The organism is Mucilaginibacter pineti, assembly GCF_900101875.1.
Lineage (GTDB): Bacteria > Bacteroidota > Bacteroidia > Sphingobacteriales > Sphingobacteriaceae > Mucilaginibacter > Mucilaginibacter pineti.
In genome coordinates this window covers 1-16080 of the sequence record NZ_FNAI01000013.1, presented here as the reverse complement: position 1 = coordinate 16080, position 16080 = coordinate 1, and the positions used below count along the sequence as shown (strand labels likewise).

Below are 16080 nucleotides of genomic sequence, written 5' to 3'. Positions count from 1 at the left end.
ATTCTTTTTTCATGACAGTAAGAACCAAAAAACTGTTCTTTTCCGCTGCCGCATTTATGGCAGTAAACCAGGCCGCCAAAGCCCAAACGGGTGGTGGCGTCACCGGCATCAATGCCGCAACCTCTTCGCTGACCGGCTACGTCGACCCGGTATCAACGCTCATCCTCGCCATTGGCGCGGTGGTGGGGCTGATCGGTGGCATCCGCGTCTACATCAAGTGGAACAGCGGCGACCAGGACATCAACAAAGAGCTGATGGGCTGGGGCGGATCGTGCCTCTTCCTGGTGCTGGTTTCGGTAGTCATCAAAGCCTTCTTCGGCGTTTGATGGCGGCCATTTATCCAATATATAAGGGGCTCGAGCGGCCCCTTATATATAAAGGCTTCAAAGGGAAGTTCATCGCCTGGGGCATCGGCTCCCTTATCGCTGGTCTCATTTCCGGCGGCCTGCTCGGGGCACTAACCAGTATGTACCTCGGCGGCATCGTCATGATCCTGGTGATCGTTGGGGGACTGTTCTACACTTTCCAAAAACAGAAAGACGGTCTCCACGACAAGACCAGGCGCACCGGCATTTTCATCCATCCCGTCCACTTAAAAATCACGACCCATGCGAAAAGACAAAAAAACGGCATTTGAGATGCCCTATGCGGGTGTCGACCATTACGGCGATCTGCCATTGCTCTACGGCCTTGGCGGCGACTTCTCCGTCATCATGCACCTGACCAACCCGGTGCTCCAGTATAGTGCCGATGCCGATGCTTACGCCAGCTACCAGAACCTGCTGCTGAATGTGATCAAGATCCTTGGCGAAGGCCATATCATCCAAAAACAGGATGTGTTTATACGCCGCAAATACCAGGGTGCCCCCGCCTCGGACTTTCTCCAGCAGAAGTACCACGAACATTTTAAGGGCCGGGAATACACCGAGCTCAAGACCTATCTGGTCATCACCCGCCAGGTCAAACGAAAGGCTTTCTACACCTATGATAAAAAGGCACTGGCTGATTTCGCACAAAACCTGAACAAGGTATTCGACCTGCTCAGCGGCGCTGGCCTCAAACCAGCCTACCTGACCGAAGTGGAGATCAACCGCTACGTCAGCAAGATCCTGAGCATGGAATTTGCCAGCCCGAACATCGTGCTGGACAACCTGCGCAGCACCGACCAGCAACTGGGCCTGGGCAACCGGGCGGTCCGATGCATCAGCCTGGTCAATACCGATATCATCGACCTGCCTGAAAAGGTAAGCCCCTGCACGATCCGCCAGGAATCTGGGGGCTTGAAAAACTTCCCGGTGGACAACTTGAGCTTTTTGTTTCAGGTTCCCGGCTACCAGGTTATCATTTATAACCAGCTGCTGGAAATCCCGGCGCAGCAGCTAACGCTGAACAAACTGGAGCTCAAGCGCAAGCGGCATTCCGGTGTTCCCGATCCGGCAAACCTGCTCTGCGTAGAGGACATCGATCAGCTGCTGGCCGATGTGGCCAGGGACAACCAACTTCTGGTCCAGGCGCATTATTCCCTGATCGTCTGCGCTGAAGAAAGCAGGATCGACAAGGCGGCCAACTTTATCGAGGCGGCACTTTTCCAGCAGGGGATCATCCCATCCCGCAACGCCTATAACCAGATGGAGCTGTTCCGCTGCGCATTGCCCGGCAACGGGGTCGAGCTGAAGAAGTACGACTGGTTTTTGACCACCGCCGATGCGGCGCTTTGTTTCTTTTTCAAAGAATCGCTGCTGAAAGACGACCCCTCGGATTTCCTTTTGCGGTTTACCGACCGGCAGGGCGTGCCTGTTGCGATAGACATATCCGATCTGGGCATGCAGACCGGGAGGATAAAAAATCGGAACCGCTTCATCTTGGGTGGGTCGGGTACGGGCAAGAGTTATGCCGTTAATGCGATAGTCCAACAGTACCTCAGCTACAACATGGACGTAGTGATCGTCGACGTGGGACATTCCTACTCGGGGCTGTGCGGCACCTATGGGGGCAAGTACATTACCTATTCAGAGGAACGGCCGATCACGATGAACCCTTTCCTGATTTCAGAGAAAGAATACAATATCGAAAAAAAGGATTTCCTGGTAACGCTCATCTCGCTGCTCTGGAAGGGAGCCGAAGGTACGGCATCCACTGTTGAGCAGGACGTTATTGCCAGTGTCATATCGGCCTACTATAACCATTATTTCAGCGACAAGGGTTTTACCGGGCTGACGCAGCGGGAATGCAGTGACATCGAACGGAACGTCCGCGAAGTCCTGCGCTTGAGCGTATTGGAAGCTGATCTGCAAGAAACTGATGTAGCGACCGCAGCCGGGCAGGATGAGGATCAGCTGGAAGAACCACTGGAAATCCTGCCGGGAATCTATGGCAGGCCGGGCAAAATGCGGATGTACAATGAAATGTTCCAGGAAAAATACCAGGCAGAACTGGAGAATGCGACCGCTGCCAAACGGGCAGCCTATGACCGGGCACATATCCCGGCGCTCAATTTCAATACCTTCTATGAATTCGCCCTAGGCAAGATCCCTCAGATCAGGAACCAGGAACGGATATCCTTCGATGTTGAAGAGTTCGGTTTCGTTCTAAAAAAGTTCTACAAAGGAGGCCAGTACGAAGCCATCCTGAACGAGGATGCCGACCGGTCGCTGTTCGACGCGCCCTTTGTGGTCTATGAAATTGACAACGTCCAGAATAACAAAACGCTGTTTCCAATCGTCACGCTGATCGTCATGGATTTGTTCATCCAGAAGATGCGGCACCGGAAAAACCGCCGTAAAACGTTGATCCTGGAAGAAGCCTGGCGGGCGGTTTCCTCGCCCATGATGGCAAATTTTCTGGTTTACCTCAACAAAACGGTAAGGAAGTTTTGGGGAGAGATCATCGAGGTGACGCAGGAAATCGGCGACATCATCGGCAACCCGATCATTAAGGACAGCATCATCAACAACTCAGACACGGTGATCCTGCTTCAGCAGAACGAGGCCGACTTCAAAAAGGTGGCCGACCTGCTATCCATCAGCGAGATCGAGCAGCGGAAGATCTTTACCATCAACAAACTGGACAATAAAGACGGCCGGTCCCGCTTCAACGAGTTCTATATCCGCCGGGGCAATGTCGGGGAAGTATATGGCGTGGAGGTGAGCATCTATCACCACCTGGCCTTCACCACCGAAAAGCCCGAGAAAAGTGCGGTGGAGATCTACTCTGGACATTACGGCAATTACCCCGATGCCCTGAATGCCTTTGTGGCAGATATGGAAAGCAGCGGGCTTGCCCTGGCCGCCTTCGTCCAGCAGGTCAACCAAAAGGGCGAGCCGCTGGGCAGCCCGATACATTTTTTTAAACCCGATTTTACATGAGAACAATTAAAATGATCATCCTGGCGGGAATGCTCCTGCCGGGCCTGCGGCTGCATGCACAGGCCATCTACATTGATCCCACTACCTCCGGCGCAATGGCGGTCCATTCGGGGATCATCAATAGCCAGCTGAACAAGACCAATGACAACCTGACCCTGATCCAGCGCGGCCAGCTGGCCGTTACCGGGCAGCTGCTCATTGTCAATGACCTGCAAAGCCAGATCTATAAGGGGCTCAGCGAAGTTTCGGCTGTGGTGCGCAACCTGCTGGCCGTGCGCGATATCGTGGAGATTGGCGGCGATATCGTCGAAGATGTCAACAAGGCGATCAATATCGCGGGCAGCAATCCGGCGCTGCTGCTATTTGCCGAAGGCGGGGCCAGGGAATTCCGCACACGGGCGACCAACCTGGCAACCGAAGTGGGCTCCTTTGTGCTTTCCTCGGGAAAAGAGAACCTGATGGATTCGGGCGAACGGGCGAAGCTGCTGAACCGGATCGTAACCGAAATGACCATCCTGCGCGGGGTGGCCTATGGTATGTACCGGAGCATGTACTGGGCGAAACAGCGGGGCATCCTGAACGCCCTGAACCCCTACGCCGGGTTTATCAATATCGATAAGCAGATCGCAGACAACATTATCCGGAACGTCAAATACCTCAAGCAATGAAAAGGGCGCTAATCATGGCTGCCTGCCTTTGCGCAGGCTTGATCTTTACCGCCCATGCGCAGGTCAACGTGGTGCTGCTGCACCAACTGGTGGCAGAAAGCGAATCCGAACACGAGCGTCAGCAGGAAGCCAGGAACAAACAGGCGGTGGTCTCGACTGGTGAGGAAGTGAACCGTTCGGAAATGTCCAAGCTCAAGTCGACCTACCGGACGCTCCAAAAGCGCTTCCAAACGGTGGGCCTGGCGATCACTGCCGCAGGTATCGGCCTGGAAGCCATCCCGCTCGTCGACGAGATCGTACAGCAACAGGGCCTGATCTTCCAGCGGGTAGGCCAGGACCCCGTGCTGGTCGCGCTGGCCTACCAGACCGAAGCCGACCTGTCCGAGCAGGCTTACCACCTGCTGAACTATATCTACGGCCTGGCGTTAAGCTACGGCGACCTCAACCAAATGAAAGCCTCCGACCGAAAGATGCTGTTTGGCCGGGTGGTCACCGAGCTGCGACGGATCGCAGGTGCTTCCAGGGGGCTGGCCGCCAGCCTGTACTACGCTGCCCAGGATAAGAACAAAGCGCTCAATCCATTCTCGCAGTTCATCAACCAGGACAAACAACTGGTGGATGACATTATGCGCCGCATCAAGATCCTCAAACCCGATTGATATGTATAAGCTATTCATTACTTCCCTTACGCTGCTGCTGTACGGCTTTTCCCCGGTACTGGCTCAGGCAGTGGTGTTCGATCCACAGCATTTTCTCATTGTCAATGAGAACGGGGCGGTCCGGCTGGCCGCCGAGAACACCCACAACAATTATTTGGGCAACATCAATAATCGGCTTGATCGGATCAATCAGGATATGGGCATGGTGGTCTATGCCCAGTCGCTGATCTACAGTGCGCTGACCCAGGTCAACGCTGCTCTCAGATCGGGAATGGCGGCGCAGCAGATCGCCGGGGTTTCCTCGGAGATCGTTGGCGAATGCAACACCATGCTGGACATCGCACGCGCCGATCCCATACTGCTGCTGTTTGCCGAAGATGTGGCCCGACAGATGAAAGACCGGGGCATCAAGCTGGTCACCGAGGTTTCCGATTTCGTGCTCAAGGAGGGGAGCAACGTGCTGATGGACTACGAAAAGCGGGATGCCCTGCTGCGCAAGATCCTGCTGGAACTCCGGGTGATGCGGGCGCTGACCTATAGCGTCAGCAGGTCCATGTACTGGGCAAAACTTCGGGGCATCCTGCGTTCGGCTGGCCCTTACCAATCCTTTATCAACCAGGACACGCGCATCGCAACCGATCTGATGCGCAACATCAAAATTTTAAAACCATAATTATGAAACGATTAATATTCAGCCTACTCTTCTGCGGCTGGGCGGGACTGCTGTCTGCGCAGATGATCATCAACGACCAGTCGATCAGGTACCAGCAGGAACGGATGGTATTCAAGCAATGGGACAAGAACAAGTTTACACCCAAGCCCGGCTTTTTGTATACCAATCCGCTGTACTGGCTGACCTGGGCCTGGCACACCGACTACAAAAACCATGACCTGCGCCCGCTGAGTGCTACCGGCCCACAGACCCAGCGCCTGGCGCTCGTGCTGGCCATGCAGAATACCGATAACGCCTATGCGCTGCATGCCGATACGCTTGGCAAAGTGGCCCTGGGCGAATCGATGAACTACAGCGGCCTGCTTTCCGATGCCGATCCCTTATGGCTGCTGTACTACCGCCACCAGTTCGATCCGCTGCTCAGCCAGCAGGACAATACCCTGTTGGATGGCCTAACCGCAAAGGAACGCAGCTACCTGACCAGTTCCGGGCTGCTGACCTGGTACCAGGAGGAAAGCCATGCGCTGGCCGAGCGGCTGAACGCCGCCCGGGCGACCACCGTCGACCGGGGATCGCGGCTTATTGCCTATCACCGGATGCTTGATGATTTCCGGAAGCTGGAGGCAACCTGGGAAACCAAAAAGCAAAGGGCAAAGCTCTTCCTTTCGCTCAGCGATTCCGCCAAAGGGCTCAAAAGCCCGGCCGGGTCCATTAGCCTGCCCCCGGGAAAGACCGACCAGCAGATCGCAGATGAAATCCTACTCAAATCTAAACTTTAACTATGAACCTACTTTTTATGCAAGCCCAGCCGGTCAGTGTGCCGGACAGCTTTAAAGATACCTTCAATTTTATGCAAGGCAACGGGGTGTACGAGCAAGGAATGATGCACTTTCTTAAGGCGATGAAAGATACGATCTGGACGCATTACGATGCCTTCATCGCCGATGCCCAGGCACTGGCCGCCATTTTTATGCTGGTGTTCTTCGCCGTTAAAAGCTACGAAATGATGTCAGGCGACAAGAAACTGGAGGTCATGCCGCTGCTCAGGCCATTCGGCCTGGTCATGGTCATTCTATGGTGGTCGCCCTTTACCAGGATGGTCGCTTACCCGACCGACATCGTTGCGGTAAAAACCGAGGCCATGTTCGACGGCAGCCAGACCGAGGTCAACGACCTACGCCTGCAACGCGCCCAATTGATGGTACAGGTGGCAGACCAGTTGCTCACCATACAGGCAGAAACCGAAACGGCCAAGATGGAAGCCGATACCTGGTACCAGAAAGCCTGGGAATCGGTCAAATCTTCGGTAAAGGAAGGATTTTCTGCGGTGTGGAACCCAATCGTGGAAATGCGCAACCGCCTTCAGGTCGGCCTCCAGCTGATGCTGACCTCGCTGCTGGAAACCCTGGCGGTCTGGTTGCTGAGGATCTGCGTGTACATTATATTTATTATCCAGATCATTTTTTCCACCATCCTCATCATCCTCGGCCCCTTCGCGGTAGCGGTCAGCATTATGCCCGCCTTCCGCGACAGCTTTTCGACCTGGGTGGCCCGCTTCATCTCGGTCAACCTGTACAGCGGGATCGCCTACCTGGTCATGTACGTGGCTTCGCTCTTTCAACAGTATGCGATGGAGGCGGAAATCACCCGATACCAGGAACTGGTCGGCACTGCCGGTCCGAGCCTGGAAAAGCTTGGGTTCTTTGCCTCCCAGGGCGTGCTTTCGTTCGGCATGGTGATCGTCACCTTTATCATCGGTGCGCTGACCATGCTGACCGTTCCCAGCATTTCCACCTGGATCGTTTCGACCTCGGGCATCAGCTCGGCCACAGCCACGATGGGCAGGGGCGCATCCAATATGTCCCGTATGGCCATGCGCATGATGGCCAAGGGCTAACCCATATTTAATCCACAACAGAAAGGCCGCTAATCAAACCAGCGGCCTTTTTTATTTCAAAAGCTATGATCATTAAAAATATCGAATCCAAAGTACGGCTGGCCACATTTCTTGCAGCCGGTAGCTTTATCGCTGCTTTGCTGATGGTTGGCTGCGTCAGCTTTTTTGCCTACCGCCAGGTGGCCGATGCCCGGAAGAGCATCTACCTATTGGATGCGGCGAACGTGCCGGTAATGGCCAGGCAGACCGATGTGCAGCTGAACCGTGCCGCAGAATACCGGGCAGACATTGCCCGTTTCCACTCGCTGTTCTTTACCCTCACGCCCGACGACAAATTCATCGAGTACCAGATGAAGCAGGCGATGTACCTGGTGGACGAAAGCGGAATGCTCCAGTACAATAATCTAAAGGAGCGGGGTTTTTTCAACTCCGTGCTGTCATCCAGCGCCGTGCTGACCATCCGGACCGACTCGATCTACCTGGATGAAGGCCGCAAGTATTTCCGCTATTACGGAACGCAGAAGATCGACCGCCGCAGTTCCACCATCACCCGTTCACTAATTACTGAGGGATATCTCAGCGATCTGGAAACCCGCTCGGACAACAATCCCCACGCGGTGCTGATCACGCGCTGGAAAACCCTTGAAAACAAAGACCTCAGCAATGTTCAGAAAAATTCATTCTAACCGCCTGCCGGGTACAACCCTGGCCGGTTCGCTAAAAAAAGAATTTTCCAGGTATTTCATAGGAGCGGCGGTGGTTTTTGGAAGGCTGCTCCGACGCTATCCTTTTACCGCCTTTTCGCTCATGGTCGCCAGTATCCTGGTTTCTGCGATCCTGGCCTTCACGGTCATGCGGCAGCAAAAGCCGGTGCCTCTGCCCAGGATGCTTTCGCAAAAACAGGCTCCTGCGACTGTTCTGCCGGGAACCCTGGATGCTTATGAGGCATTTAAAGAGGCTGGAATGCTGCAAGCCCGCATCGAGGCCAACGGTAGAAAGGACAGCCTGACCTCCCGCGACAGCATCGAGGTGGTACGGGCGCTCCAGCGCATTGATGAGATCCGCAAACAATTTAACCCCCAACATTAAGCATATGAAAATCGACTTTAAAAAGCCGCGATATGTCCTGCCGCTCATTGCGCTGCCATTCCTGGTACTGTTCTTCTATGTCTACAAGAGCAGCATCGGCAAGCAGCGGCCACAAGCAGCCGGGAAGGATTCCCTACAGGTAAACATCGCAGGCGTCTCCGACCAGGTGAAAAACAGGCCGTTAGCAGATAAGCTTGACGCTTATCGCGACAACTATAAGGAAGCCGATGGCTATACCGCCATCGGTCAGCTCCAGGAAGAACAGGCGACCAGGCTAGGTCCGCAGACCTTGTACAACGAACGCGAAAAAAGAATGCTGGATTCCATCGACAGGGCGATGAAGCTCAAATATGGCGGCCCGGCCGCTGGTTTTCCTTCCGCGACGACCGCAGTGGCACCGGCCCCTTCATCCCGCACCGCGCAGGACCGCGCCCTGGCGGAAGCGCTTTCCAAGATGGGGCAGTCGGCGCCGGTAGTTGGCAGCCGCCCTTCAGGGCAGGTACAGACCGATCCGATGACCCTATTCCGCCAGCAGATGGCGCTCATTGACAGTATGGGCAAGGCCAATGACCCTGATTACAAAGCAGCGCAAAAGCAGAAGCAACTGGCGGCAACGCAGGCAAATGAACAGGCAGTGCAAAAAAAGCTCGCGGTCAGCAAGGCTGCTTCTGCTTCGGCCTTGTTCAACACGATCACCGCCGAGCGGCACGATACCTTCATCACCGCCATCGTTGACCAGGATATTACGGGCTATGCCGGATCAAGGCTGCGCATCAGGCTGCTGGAAGATATGATGGCCGGGCGCTTCCTGATCAAAAAAGGGACTTACCTCTATGCGGAGATCACCGGCTTTTCCGGCCAGCGCGTTAACCTGGGCATCAGCAGCATCATGCAGGACGACCATTTACTGCCCGTGAAGCTGAACATCTACGATAACGACGGCCTGCCCGGACTTTACGTTCCGGCCTCCGCCTTCCGCGAATTTTCAAAGGAGCTCGGCGGGAACGCAACCCAGGGCGTAACGCTCCAGCAGATGGCCGAAAACAACAACCAGCTGGTCATGGGACTGCTGCAAAAGATGTTCACCTCCACAACAACGGCTGTCGGTAAACTGATCCGGCAGAACAAGGCCCACCTAAAGTACAATACGCTGGTCTACCTCATCGATCCCGATGAGCTTAAAAACAAACAGAACGCTTATTAAAACCCATTTTCACCATGAAAACTATGATTCTTAGTTTCTTTTTGCTGCTTTCCGGTCTGCTCAGCGCGCAGGTGCCGCAAACCATTCAGTCCAAAGACCTGCCCGTGATCCTGCTGGCCAGGGACATGACCCTGCACCTGGTCTCACCCGAACCCATCCGCTACGTGGATATTTCCAGCCATGCCATTGCTGGCGACCTGCCCCTCGGCAACGTCCTGCGGCTAAAGGTGGTTCCCGACTCTGCCGCCAGGCTGCAGGGCGGCCCGGCTGGCATCGTTACGGTTACCGGCGAAAGTTTTATCGCGCAGTACCAGTTGCAATACCTGCCTGACAATCGCGGCGGCCAAACTTCTGCCCAGGTGGACATCACACCAGGCGATACCAGGCCCCTTGATCATTCGGGGGTAAGCGTCTCGACCCCTCAGATGAAGGCTTTTGCCCTGCGCCTGGCGGGCTTGCGCCCGGAAAAAATAAGGCAGAGCGATGCCTACGGGATCGAAGCGACCCTGAACCATGTCTACACCTACGATGACCTGGTGTTCCTGGATATCAGCTACCATAACAGCACGAACCTGGGCTATCAGCCCGATGAGCTGCGCTTTAAGATCGAGGATAAAAAGATCAAAAAGGCCACCAACGTCCAGTCGGTCGAGATCAAACCGATATGGCAGCTTTACCAGCTCAGCACTTTCAAGAACCGAACGCGAAATATCTATGTGCTGAAGAAAGCGCCGTTCCCCGAAAACAAGATCCTCAACATTGAGCTGACCGAAAAGCAGATTTCAGGCAGGACGGTCAGCTTGCAGATTAAGTATAAGGATATACTAAAGGCTGATACCTTTTAAATTGCCGTTATCATTAAAAATTTGTAGGATTAGACGAATTAGCATTAAAAATTTAACACTTATCGGTTTTTTGACGTCGTTAGCCTTAAAAATTTGTACGTGTTTTACTCGTGAAATTTACTTCCCTTAAAATGAGTTCACTGGTTGGCTGACAAACCAATTGATATACTCAGGCAGGACGGTCCCTGCATAGTATGGAAGATTCATTAGCAGGTAGGGCTTATTACCAGGTGACACGGCCTTTTCTATCCGGAATTCGCCACCATACATCCGCACAGCATAGGGATGATCAACAGCCTCAATAAATTGATGAAGTGATCTTAGGCTGCCGGTACTTCCGGATTTAATCTCTATCGGAATGACCAGTTTTTGATGAACATATAGCAAGTCGACCTCCGCATTTGACTGCGCTTTTTCTCTCACCCAGAAATGAGGCAGGCTTGAAGTGATGCCTTCCAACGAAATCAGCTCCTGGGTTATCAGGTGCGGAATTATAGCGCCTCTATAGGTGCTGTTCAAATCTGCCATCGCCAGCATCTCGATCTGTATGCCCAATGTATAATTCACCAGTCCCGTATCCAAGAACTGTAGGCGCGGGGATTTCTTAAGATCGGGCTTCAAAGGCGGTTGCAGATCGGTTGTCGGATATACCAGACGTACGATCTTTGCATCATGCAGTGTTCGGAATGCTTCGCCCACTTCGCGTGAGCGATAGTTGGAGTTCCCGAAACCCTGGAATTTGACCCGCTCGTCCAGATACAGGGTCGAAGTATCCATTAGATGCCTGATCACTTTTCTTTCGGTATCGTTAGAAGTATATTTTTCTATGTCGTTTTTATAGGTTTCCCATATGCTTTCGTATGTAATGGCTAGATCGGAAAGCTGGTGCTGCTGGCTATCTTTCTTAATTACTTCCGGCATACCGCCGATAATGGCATATCGGTGAAATGCATCCAGCAGCGCTTGGTGTGCGAATGGTTTTACCGGCACTTGTTGAAGCTGATCGACCAGCATTTGTTTTTCTATTGCTTTCAGGTATTCCTGGAAATTTAAGGGATGCAAATACAGAAATTCAATTCGTCCCACGGGAAAGCTCTCTATTTTCTGCATGGCAAATTCCAGTAGCGACCCCGCGCTGATAATATGCAGGGCGGGTATTTCTTCAAAAAAATATCGCAGCAGTTGTATTGCTTTTGGGCTTTCCTGTATCTCGTCAATAAAAAGCAGCGTGTTTTTCATGGCCTGCGAGTGTATGCCGTGGCTTAGGAATAGTGCCTCGGTTATGGTCTGCACATCATCGAAATCATCGAAATAACGTCTGTCCGCCGGTCTTTCCAGGTTGAGTACGATCCGATGCTGATAGGTTTTGGCAAAGTCCGTTATCAAGGTGGTTTTTCCTACCTGCCTGGCACCTCTAATGATTAAGGGCTTGCGATTTTCCTGCTCTTTCCAGCGTTGGAGATATTTCTCTAAGGTTCTTTTAAAACTCATTTGTAACAGAATAAGCCCAAATTTAATAAAATTTTGTAACAGAATAAACCCATTTTAGACAATTTTCTGTAACAGAATAAATCCATTTTAAGAAAATAGCCTATTGGTTAGGGAATCAAACTTCCACAAATTTCAAATTCTCATTATTCATTTTCTTTATGAACTCCTTATGGAAGAAACAAAAGGGCAGCAAAGCCTGCATCGCTTTCTCCAGTTCGGCATCTACCTCACCGTCATCCTCGACATCTTCTTTTTTATCTACGCCCCGAAGCTCATCGCCTCTGCGGTCAGCCAGCACTATGGCCTGACCCGGCTGGTCAGGGGGATGTCGCGGATGTTCATCTATCAGTCACCGCTCAACAGCAAGCTGTTCACCCTGCTGCTGATCTGCCTGGTATCTGTGGGTACGTTGAGCCGGAAGAAAAAAGACCTCAATCCCATAAATTCAATTGTTTATCCACTTGCAGCGGGCGTACTGGTGCTCTTCGGTGGAATCTGGTTCTTTGGCAGGGATGATCCTGTCATCGGTTTAATGGTCAGCTGGCCGGAGCTCATCTATTGCTTCTGTGCTGTAACGGGAACAATCCTGATACACATCGCGATGGACAATGTGTCCAAACTCATCAGCAGTAAGCTGGGAAAGGACAAGTGGAACGTCGAAGAAGAATCGTTCATGCAAACGGTAAAACCCAAAACCGGGCCATACGTGGTGAATATCCCGACACTGTTCTACTACAAAGGCAAGGTCAGGCGCGGTTATATATCGCTCGAAAATTTATTCAGGGGCACCCTCTTGTGCGGGGTGCCGGGAAGCGGGAAAAGTTTTGGCGTGGTCATGCCGGTCATCAGGCAAATGATCGCTAGTGGCTTCACCATGTGCCTCTACGATCTGAAGTACCCCGATCTTGGAAAGGTTGCCTATTACCACTATCTGCTGGCCAAGCAAAAAGGCAAATGTAGGGGCTATGGCTTTCACGTGGTCAATCTTAACGACCCGGCAAGGAGCAGGAGGATCAACCCGCTTAAACGCGCCTACCTGCAAACTTTAGCCGACGCTTCGGAAACCGCAGAGGCACTGGTAGAGGCACTGAAAAAAGGTGACAAAGGGGGTGGCAGCGACCAGTTCTTTACCCAGTCAGCGGTCAATTTCCTGGCCGCCTGTATCTATTTTTTCAGCAAATACCGGGGCGGCATGTACTCCAGCCTGCCGCATGTGCTGGCCTTCCTTAACTTATCCTACCAGGAAATCTTTGGCGCGCTTTTTTCAGAGCCGGAACTGTCCTCGCTGCTGTCACCCTTTGTAACGGCCTACAAGGCGGGCGCATTTGAACAGCTGGAGGGCCAGGTCGGCACCCTGAAGATCTTTATCAGCCGGATGGCTACCAAAGAAACCTATTGGGTGTTCTCCGGTGATGATTGTGAACTGAAGATCAGCGATCCCAAAAATCCCGCCATACTGGTTCTGGCCAATGATCCCAGCACCCAGAGCATCAACTCCGCCTGCCTGTCGGTGGTGGTCAACCGCATCACCCGCCTGATCAATACCAGGGGGAACCTGCCCATTGGACTGGTTATCGACGAAGCGCCCAGCCTTTATATTCACCGCATCGACGTACTGGTGGCACAGGCGAGATCAAATCTTTCGGCTGTGCTCCTGGGGCTTCAGGAACTCCCAATGTTGCGCCAGCAATATGGGAAGGAAACCGCAGAGACGATTACTGCCATCATGGGCAACGTGCTGTCCGGCTCGGTGCGCAATAAGGAAACCCTGGAATGGCTCGAAAGGCTTTTCGGAAAGGTCAAGCAGGAAGGCGAAAGCCTGAGCATCGACCGCAATAAAACTTCCCTATCCCTGAGCGAAAAACTGGAACCGCTTATCCCAGCTGGAAAAATCGCTTCCCTAAAGGCCGGGGAAATGGTCGGCATCCTGGCCGCCGATGCGGTCGAGGAATTTACCGGCAAGTATGAAACGACCGCCGTGAACTGCCGCATTAACCTTGATATGGATGCCATCAGAAAGGAAGAAGCCGCCTACCGGGATTTGCCGGTCTACTATGATTTTGGCGGCCGCATGGAGGATGTGCTGCTCCAGAACTTTAACAGGATCACCCTTGAAGTTCAGCAGGTGGTCAAGCAGTTCACGCCCGAAGCCACGCCCCAACCCAGTGGCAATCGGGCTTCCCGAGGTACCAGGCAGGGTGCCTGAACAAACTATTAATCATTAATCTCAACAATCATGGAACAAGAACTCATCGGCAAAATGGTTCTGGTACACCCCGAACTCACGACCGACCCCGTAAACAAACAGGGCAAGGTCGGTATGATTACTGGGGTCGACCTGGACAGCGACACGATTTCAGTTGCGTTCGGCGGACTAAAACCCGGACTTTATAGCAGCGATGCGCTACTGGTGCTCAAGCCCCACAACGAGCTTTACCAGGATCTGCTTGAAAAGCATAAAAAACTGGATATGCAGGATTTCAAAACCCTGCTCCGCATTAACATGCTCCAGGAGAACGGCACGGCGAAACAGCAGTCCTCGGCTTTGGAAATGGCCATGAGTACTTCCAAGGTGCTTGACTTCAGCACTGTTTCTCTCCAGGAAAGCCTTGACCTTAATATGGTGCAGAGCCAGGCAGTAAACCTCGGTCATGGCTTTCGCCGCTAGACCGGGCTGTCCCGCTCTGCTGGCTCTGCCTGTGCTGCTGACCTTTCTGCCGTTTGCACTCTCTGCCCAGGTTTTTAATAGCCCCAGGGTCATTGCGTCCGTTAAGGAAATCGGCATTGCCATGCCGCCCGTTTTGGCAGCGGATACCCTCGCGAAAGTGGATACCTTTAAGGCTAAGATTCCTACAGCCACAACCGATCTTCAGATCTGTCTGCCGCTGAGAACCATGCGCCTGACCTCGTCTTTCGGCTGGCGTGTCCACCCGGTAACCGGTAGTGCCGATTTTCACCGGGGCATTGACCTGTCGGCAAGATCCGAACCCGTGTATTCCGTTGTTGACGGCCAGGTGTCCGCTACGGGCTATGACCCTTTGCTTGGAAATTTCATAAGGATTGACCACAGCGATGTGCAAACCATCTACGGCCACTTATCTGTGATCCTGGTTTCCAGGGGACAGGAAGTTGCTGCCGGGCAGGTAGTCGGCATCACGGGACGGTCAGGACGGACTACCGGCGAGCATTTACATTTCAGTATCAAATTCCGGGGCAGCTACATCCACCCGCTGGACTTTCTAAGCCAGGCGGCGGGAACACCGCTGCTCCAATAATCCCAAAATCGTATGAAAAAAAAACCAACCGGCCGCGATGACGATCCGGCAACAGAATCGCTTGCAAGCAAGCTGCAACTCCTTGCCGAAGGCGGGGAAATCGAACTCACCGCTACCGAGGCCGCCGTTTATGGCGCAGACTACGCCGATCAATGGGAAGCGGATCAACCCGGAAAGGAGGATCATCATGGGTAACGAAAAGAAGCCGCTGCACCAGCAGGTAGCAGAGAAGCTGATCGAGCAGCTCAAGGCGGGCACCGCGCCCTGGCAGAAGCCCTGGGGTAACGGACTCCCTTCTTTTGAACTGCCCTACAACGCCGTTACAGGTAACCGTTATAAGGGGATCAATACCATAGCACTGATGATGACCGGCTATGACGATCCCCGCTGGCTCACCTTCAACCAGGCCGCCGCCCAAAACTGCAACGTTCGCAAGGGCGAAAAAGCATCCCTAATCCAGTTCGTCAAGCTCAATGATCTGGTAACAAAAAGGGATGACCAGGGCAAACCGGTACTGGATGCTGAAGGCAAGCCGGTGAAGGCGCTGGTCAGGCTGGCCAAACCGATCATCACCACCTCCTGGGTATTCAACGCCCGGCAGGTCAACGGCATACCTGAACTGCAAAAGCCTGACATCGGCACCTTGGGCTGGGACCCTGTAGTCCGTGCGGAAAACCTGGTGACAGCGGTGGGCGTGCCGGTCAGCCATCGCAAGGGCGACCGCGCATATTACAGTCCCTCGCAGGACCGGATCACGATGCCTTTAAAGCAGCAGTTCGATGCGCCCGACAAATACTATTCGACTTTGCTGCACGAACTGGGGCATAATGCCGCGTGAATGATTATGCCGAATGAGACCAGCATAGATGTGCTAAGGTCGTTTTTTAAGTATATACATGCGGCATAATTTTGAA

18 protein-coding genes are annotated in these 16080 nt (G+C 53.2%); 17 read left to right on the top strand and 1 reads right to left on the bottom strand.

The window, feature by feature from the left end; translation table 11 throughout:
* The first annotated feature begins 11 nt into the window (after nt 1–11).
* The 12 genes from BLS59_RS23190 (at nt 12) to traN (ending at nt 10400) form a co-directional block, all read left to right on the top strand.
* Nucleotides 12–326, top strand: coding sequence for a DUF4134 domain-containing protein (locus BLS59_RS23190; protein ID WP_091153076.1), 315 nt, complete (start codon nt 12–14; stop codon nt 324–326).
* Nucleotides 326–637, top strand: coding sequence for a DUF4133 domain-containing protein (locus tag BLS59_RS23185; RefSeq protein WP_091153074.1), 312 nt, complete (start codon nt 326–328; stop codon nt 635–637). The genes BLS59_RS23190 and BLS59_RS23185 overlap by 1 nt, the downstream gene beginning before the upstream one ends.
* Nucleotides 609–3365, top strand: coding sequence for a TraG/VirB4 family ATPase (locus tag BLS59_RS32325; protein WP_240315320.1), 2757 nt, complete (start codon nt 609–611; stop codon nt 3363–3365). The genes BLS59_RS23185 and BLS59_RS32325 overlap by 29 nt, the downstream gene beginning before the upstream one ends.
* Nucleotides 3362–4033 (top strand): hypothetical protein, encoded by a 672-nt coding sequence (locus BLS59_RS23170; protein WP_240315319.1) that lies wholly within the window; start codon nt 3362–3364, stop codon nt 4031–4033. The genes BLS59_RS32325 and BLS59_RS23170 overlap by 4 nt, the downstream gene beginning before the upstream one ends.
* Nucleotides 4030–4692 (top strand): hypothetical protein, encoded by a 663-nt coding sequence (locus tag BLS59_RS23165; RefSeq protein WP_091153072.1) that lies wholly within the window; start codon nt 4030–4032, stop codon nt 4690–4692. The genes BLS59_RS23170 and BLS59_RS23165 overlap by 4 nt, the downstream gene beginning before the upstream one ends.
* Before the next feature lies 1 nt (nt 4693).
* Nucleotides 4694–5365 (top strand): hypothetical protein, encoded by a 672-nt coding sequence (locus BLS59_RS23160; RefSeq protein ID WP_091153070.1) that lies wholly within the window; start codon nt 4694–4696, stop codon nt 5363–5365.
* A 2-nt stretch (nt 5366–5367) separates the two neighbouring features.
* A complete protein-coding gene (locus BLS59_RS23155) occupies nt 5368–6144 on the top strand; it encodes a hypothetical protein (RefSeq protein ID WP_091153068.1) in 777 nt (258 codons plus the stop codon).
* Between the two features lie 2 nt (nt 6145–6146).
* Nucleotides 6147–7262, top strand: coding sequence for a TraJ family protein (locus BLS59_RS23150; RefSeq protein WP_091153066.1), 1116 nt, complete (start codon nt 6147–6149; stop codon nt 7260–7262).
* Between the two features lie 65 nt (nt 7263–7327).
* Entirely contained in the window at nt 7328–7948 is a 621-nt protein-coding gene (gene traK / locus BLS59_RS23145; protein WP_091153064.1) for a conjugative transposon protein TraK, read from the top strand.
* Nucleotides 7926–8351, top strand: a complete 426-nt coding sequence (locus BLS59_RS23140; RefSeq protein ID WP_091153062.1) for a hypothetical protein — start codon at nt 7926–7928, stop codon at nt 8349–8351. Before traK ends, BLS59_RS23140 begins: the two co-directional genes overlap by 23 nt.
* A 4-nt stretch (nt 8352–8355) precedes the next feature.
* Complete coding sequence (locus tag BLS59_RS23135) at nt 8356–9555, top strand: conjugative transposon protein TraM (RefSeq protein WP_162842751.1); 1200 nt, start codon at nt 8356–8358, stop codon at nt 9553–9555.
* 14 nt (nt 9556–9569) lie between these two features.
* Nucleotides 9570–10400, top strand: coding sequence for a conjugative transposon protein TraN (gene traN / locus BLS59_RS23130; protein WP_091153057.1), 831 nt, complete (start codon nt 9570–9572; stop codon nt 10398–10400).
* A 126-nt stretch (nt 10401–10526) separates the two neighbouring features.
* Here the strand turns inward: traN and BLS59_RS23125 are convergent, their stop codons facing one another.
* Nucleotides 10527–11891: an ATP-binding protein gene (locus BLS59_RS23125; RefSeq protein WP_091153055.1), complete on the bottom strand. Its 1365-nt coding sequence runs from the start codon at nt 11889–11891 to the stop codon at nt 10527–10529.
* A gap of 169 nt (nt 11892–12060) precedes the next feature.
* Here BLS59_RS23125 and BLS59_RS23120 point away from each other — a divergent pair, with 169 nt between their 5' ends.
* The 5 genes from BLS59_RS23120 to BLS59_RS23100 all read left to right on the top strand — a co-directional run bounded on the left by BLS59_RS23120 (nt 12061) and on the right by BLS59_RS23100 (nt 16004).
* Complete coding sequence (locus BLS59_RS23120; RefSeq protein ID WP_091153053.1) at nt 12061–14097, top strand: TraM recognition domain-containing protein; 2037 nt, start codon at nt 12061–12063, stop codon at nt 14095–14097.
* A 30-nt stretch (nt 14098–14127) separates the two neighbouring features.
* Nucleotides 14128–14559, top strand: a complete 432-nt coding sequence (locus BLS59_RS23115; protein ID WP_091153051.1) for a hypothetical protein — start codon at nt 14128–14130, stop codon at nt 14557–14559.
* Between the two features lie 121 nt (nt 14560–14680).
* Nucleotides 14681–15166 carry a M23 family metallopeptidase gene (locus tag BLS59_RS23110; protein ID WP_162842750.1) on the top strand — a complete coding sequence of 162 codons (486 nt, stop codon included), beginning with the start codon at nt 14681–14683 and terminating at the stop codon, nt 15164–15166.
* 12 nt (nt 15167–15178) lie between these two features.
* The gene (locus BLS59_RS23105) at nt 15179–15361 is read left to right on the top strand and encodes a hypothetical protein (protein WP_091153048.1); all 183 of its coding nucleotides are present in this window, start codon (nt 15179–15181) and stop codon (nt 15359–15361) included.
* Nucleotides 15354–16004, top strand: a complete 651-nt coding sequence (locus BLS59_RS23100; protein WP_091153046.1) for an ArdC family protein — start codon at nt 15354–15356, stop codon at nt 16002–16004. The genes BLS59_RS23105 and BLS59_RS23100 overlap by 8 nt, the downstream gene beginning before the upstream one ends.
* The last annotated feature ends 76 nt before the right edge of the window (nt 16005–16080 follow it).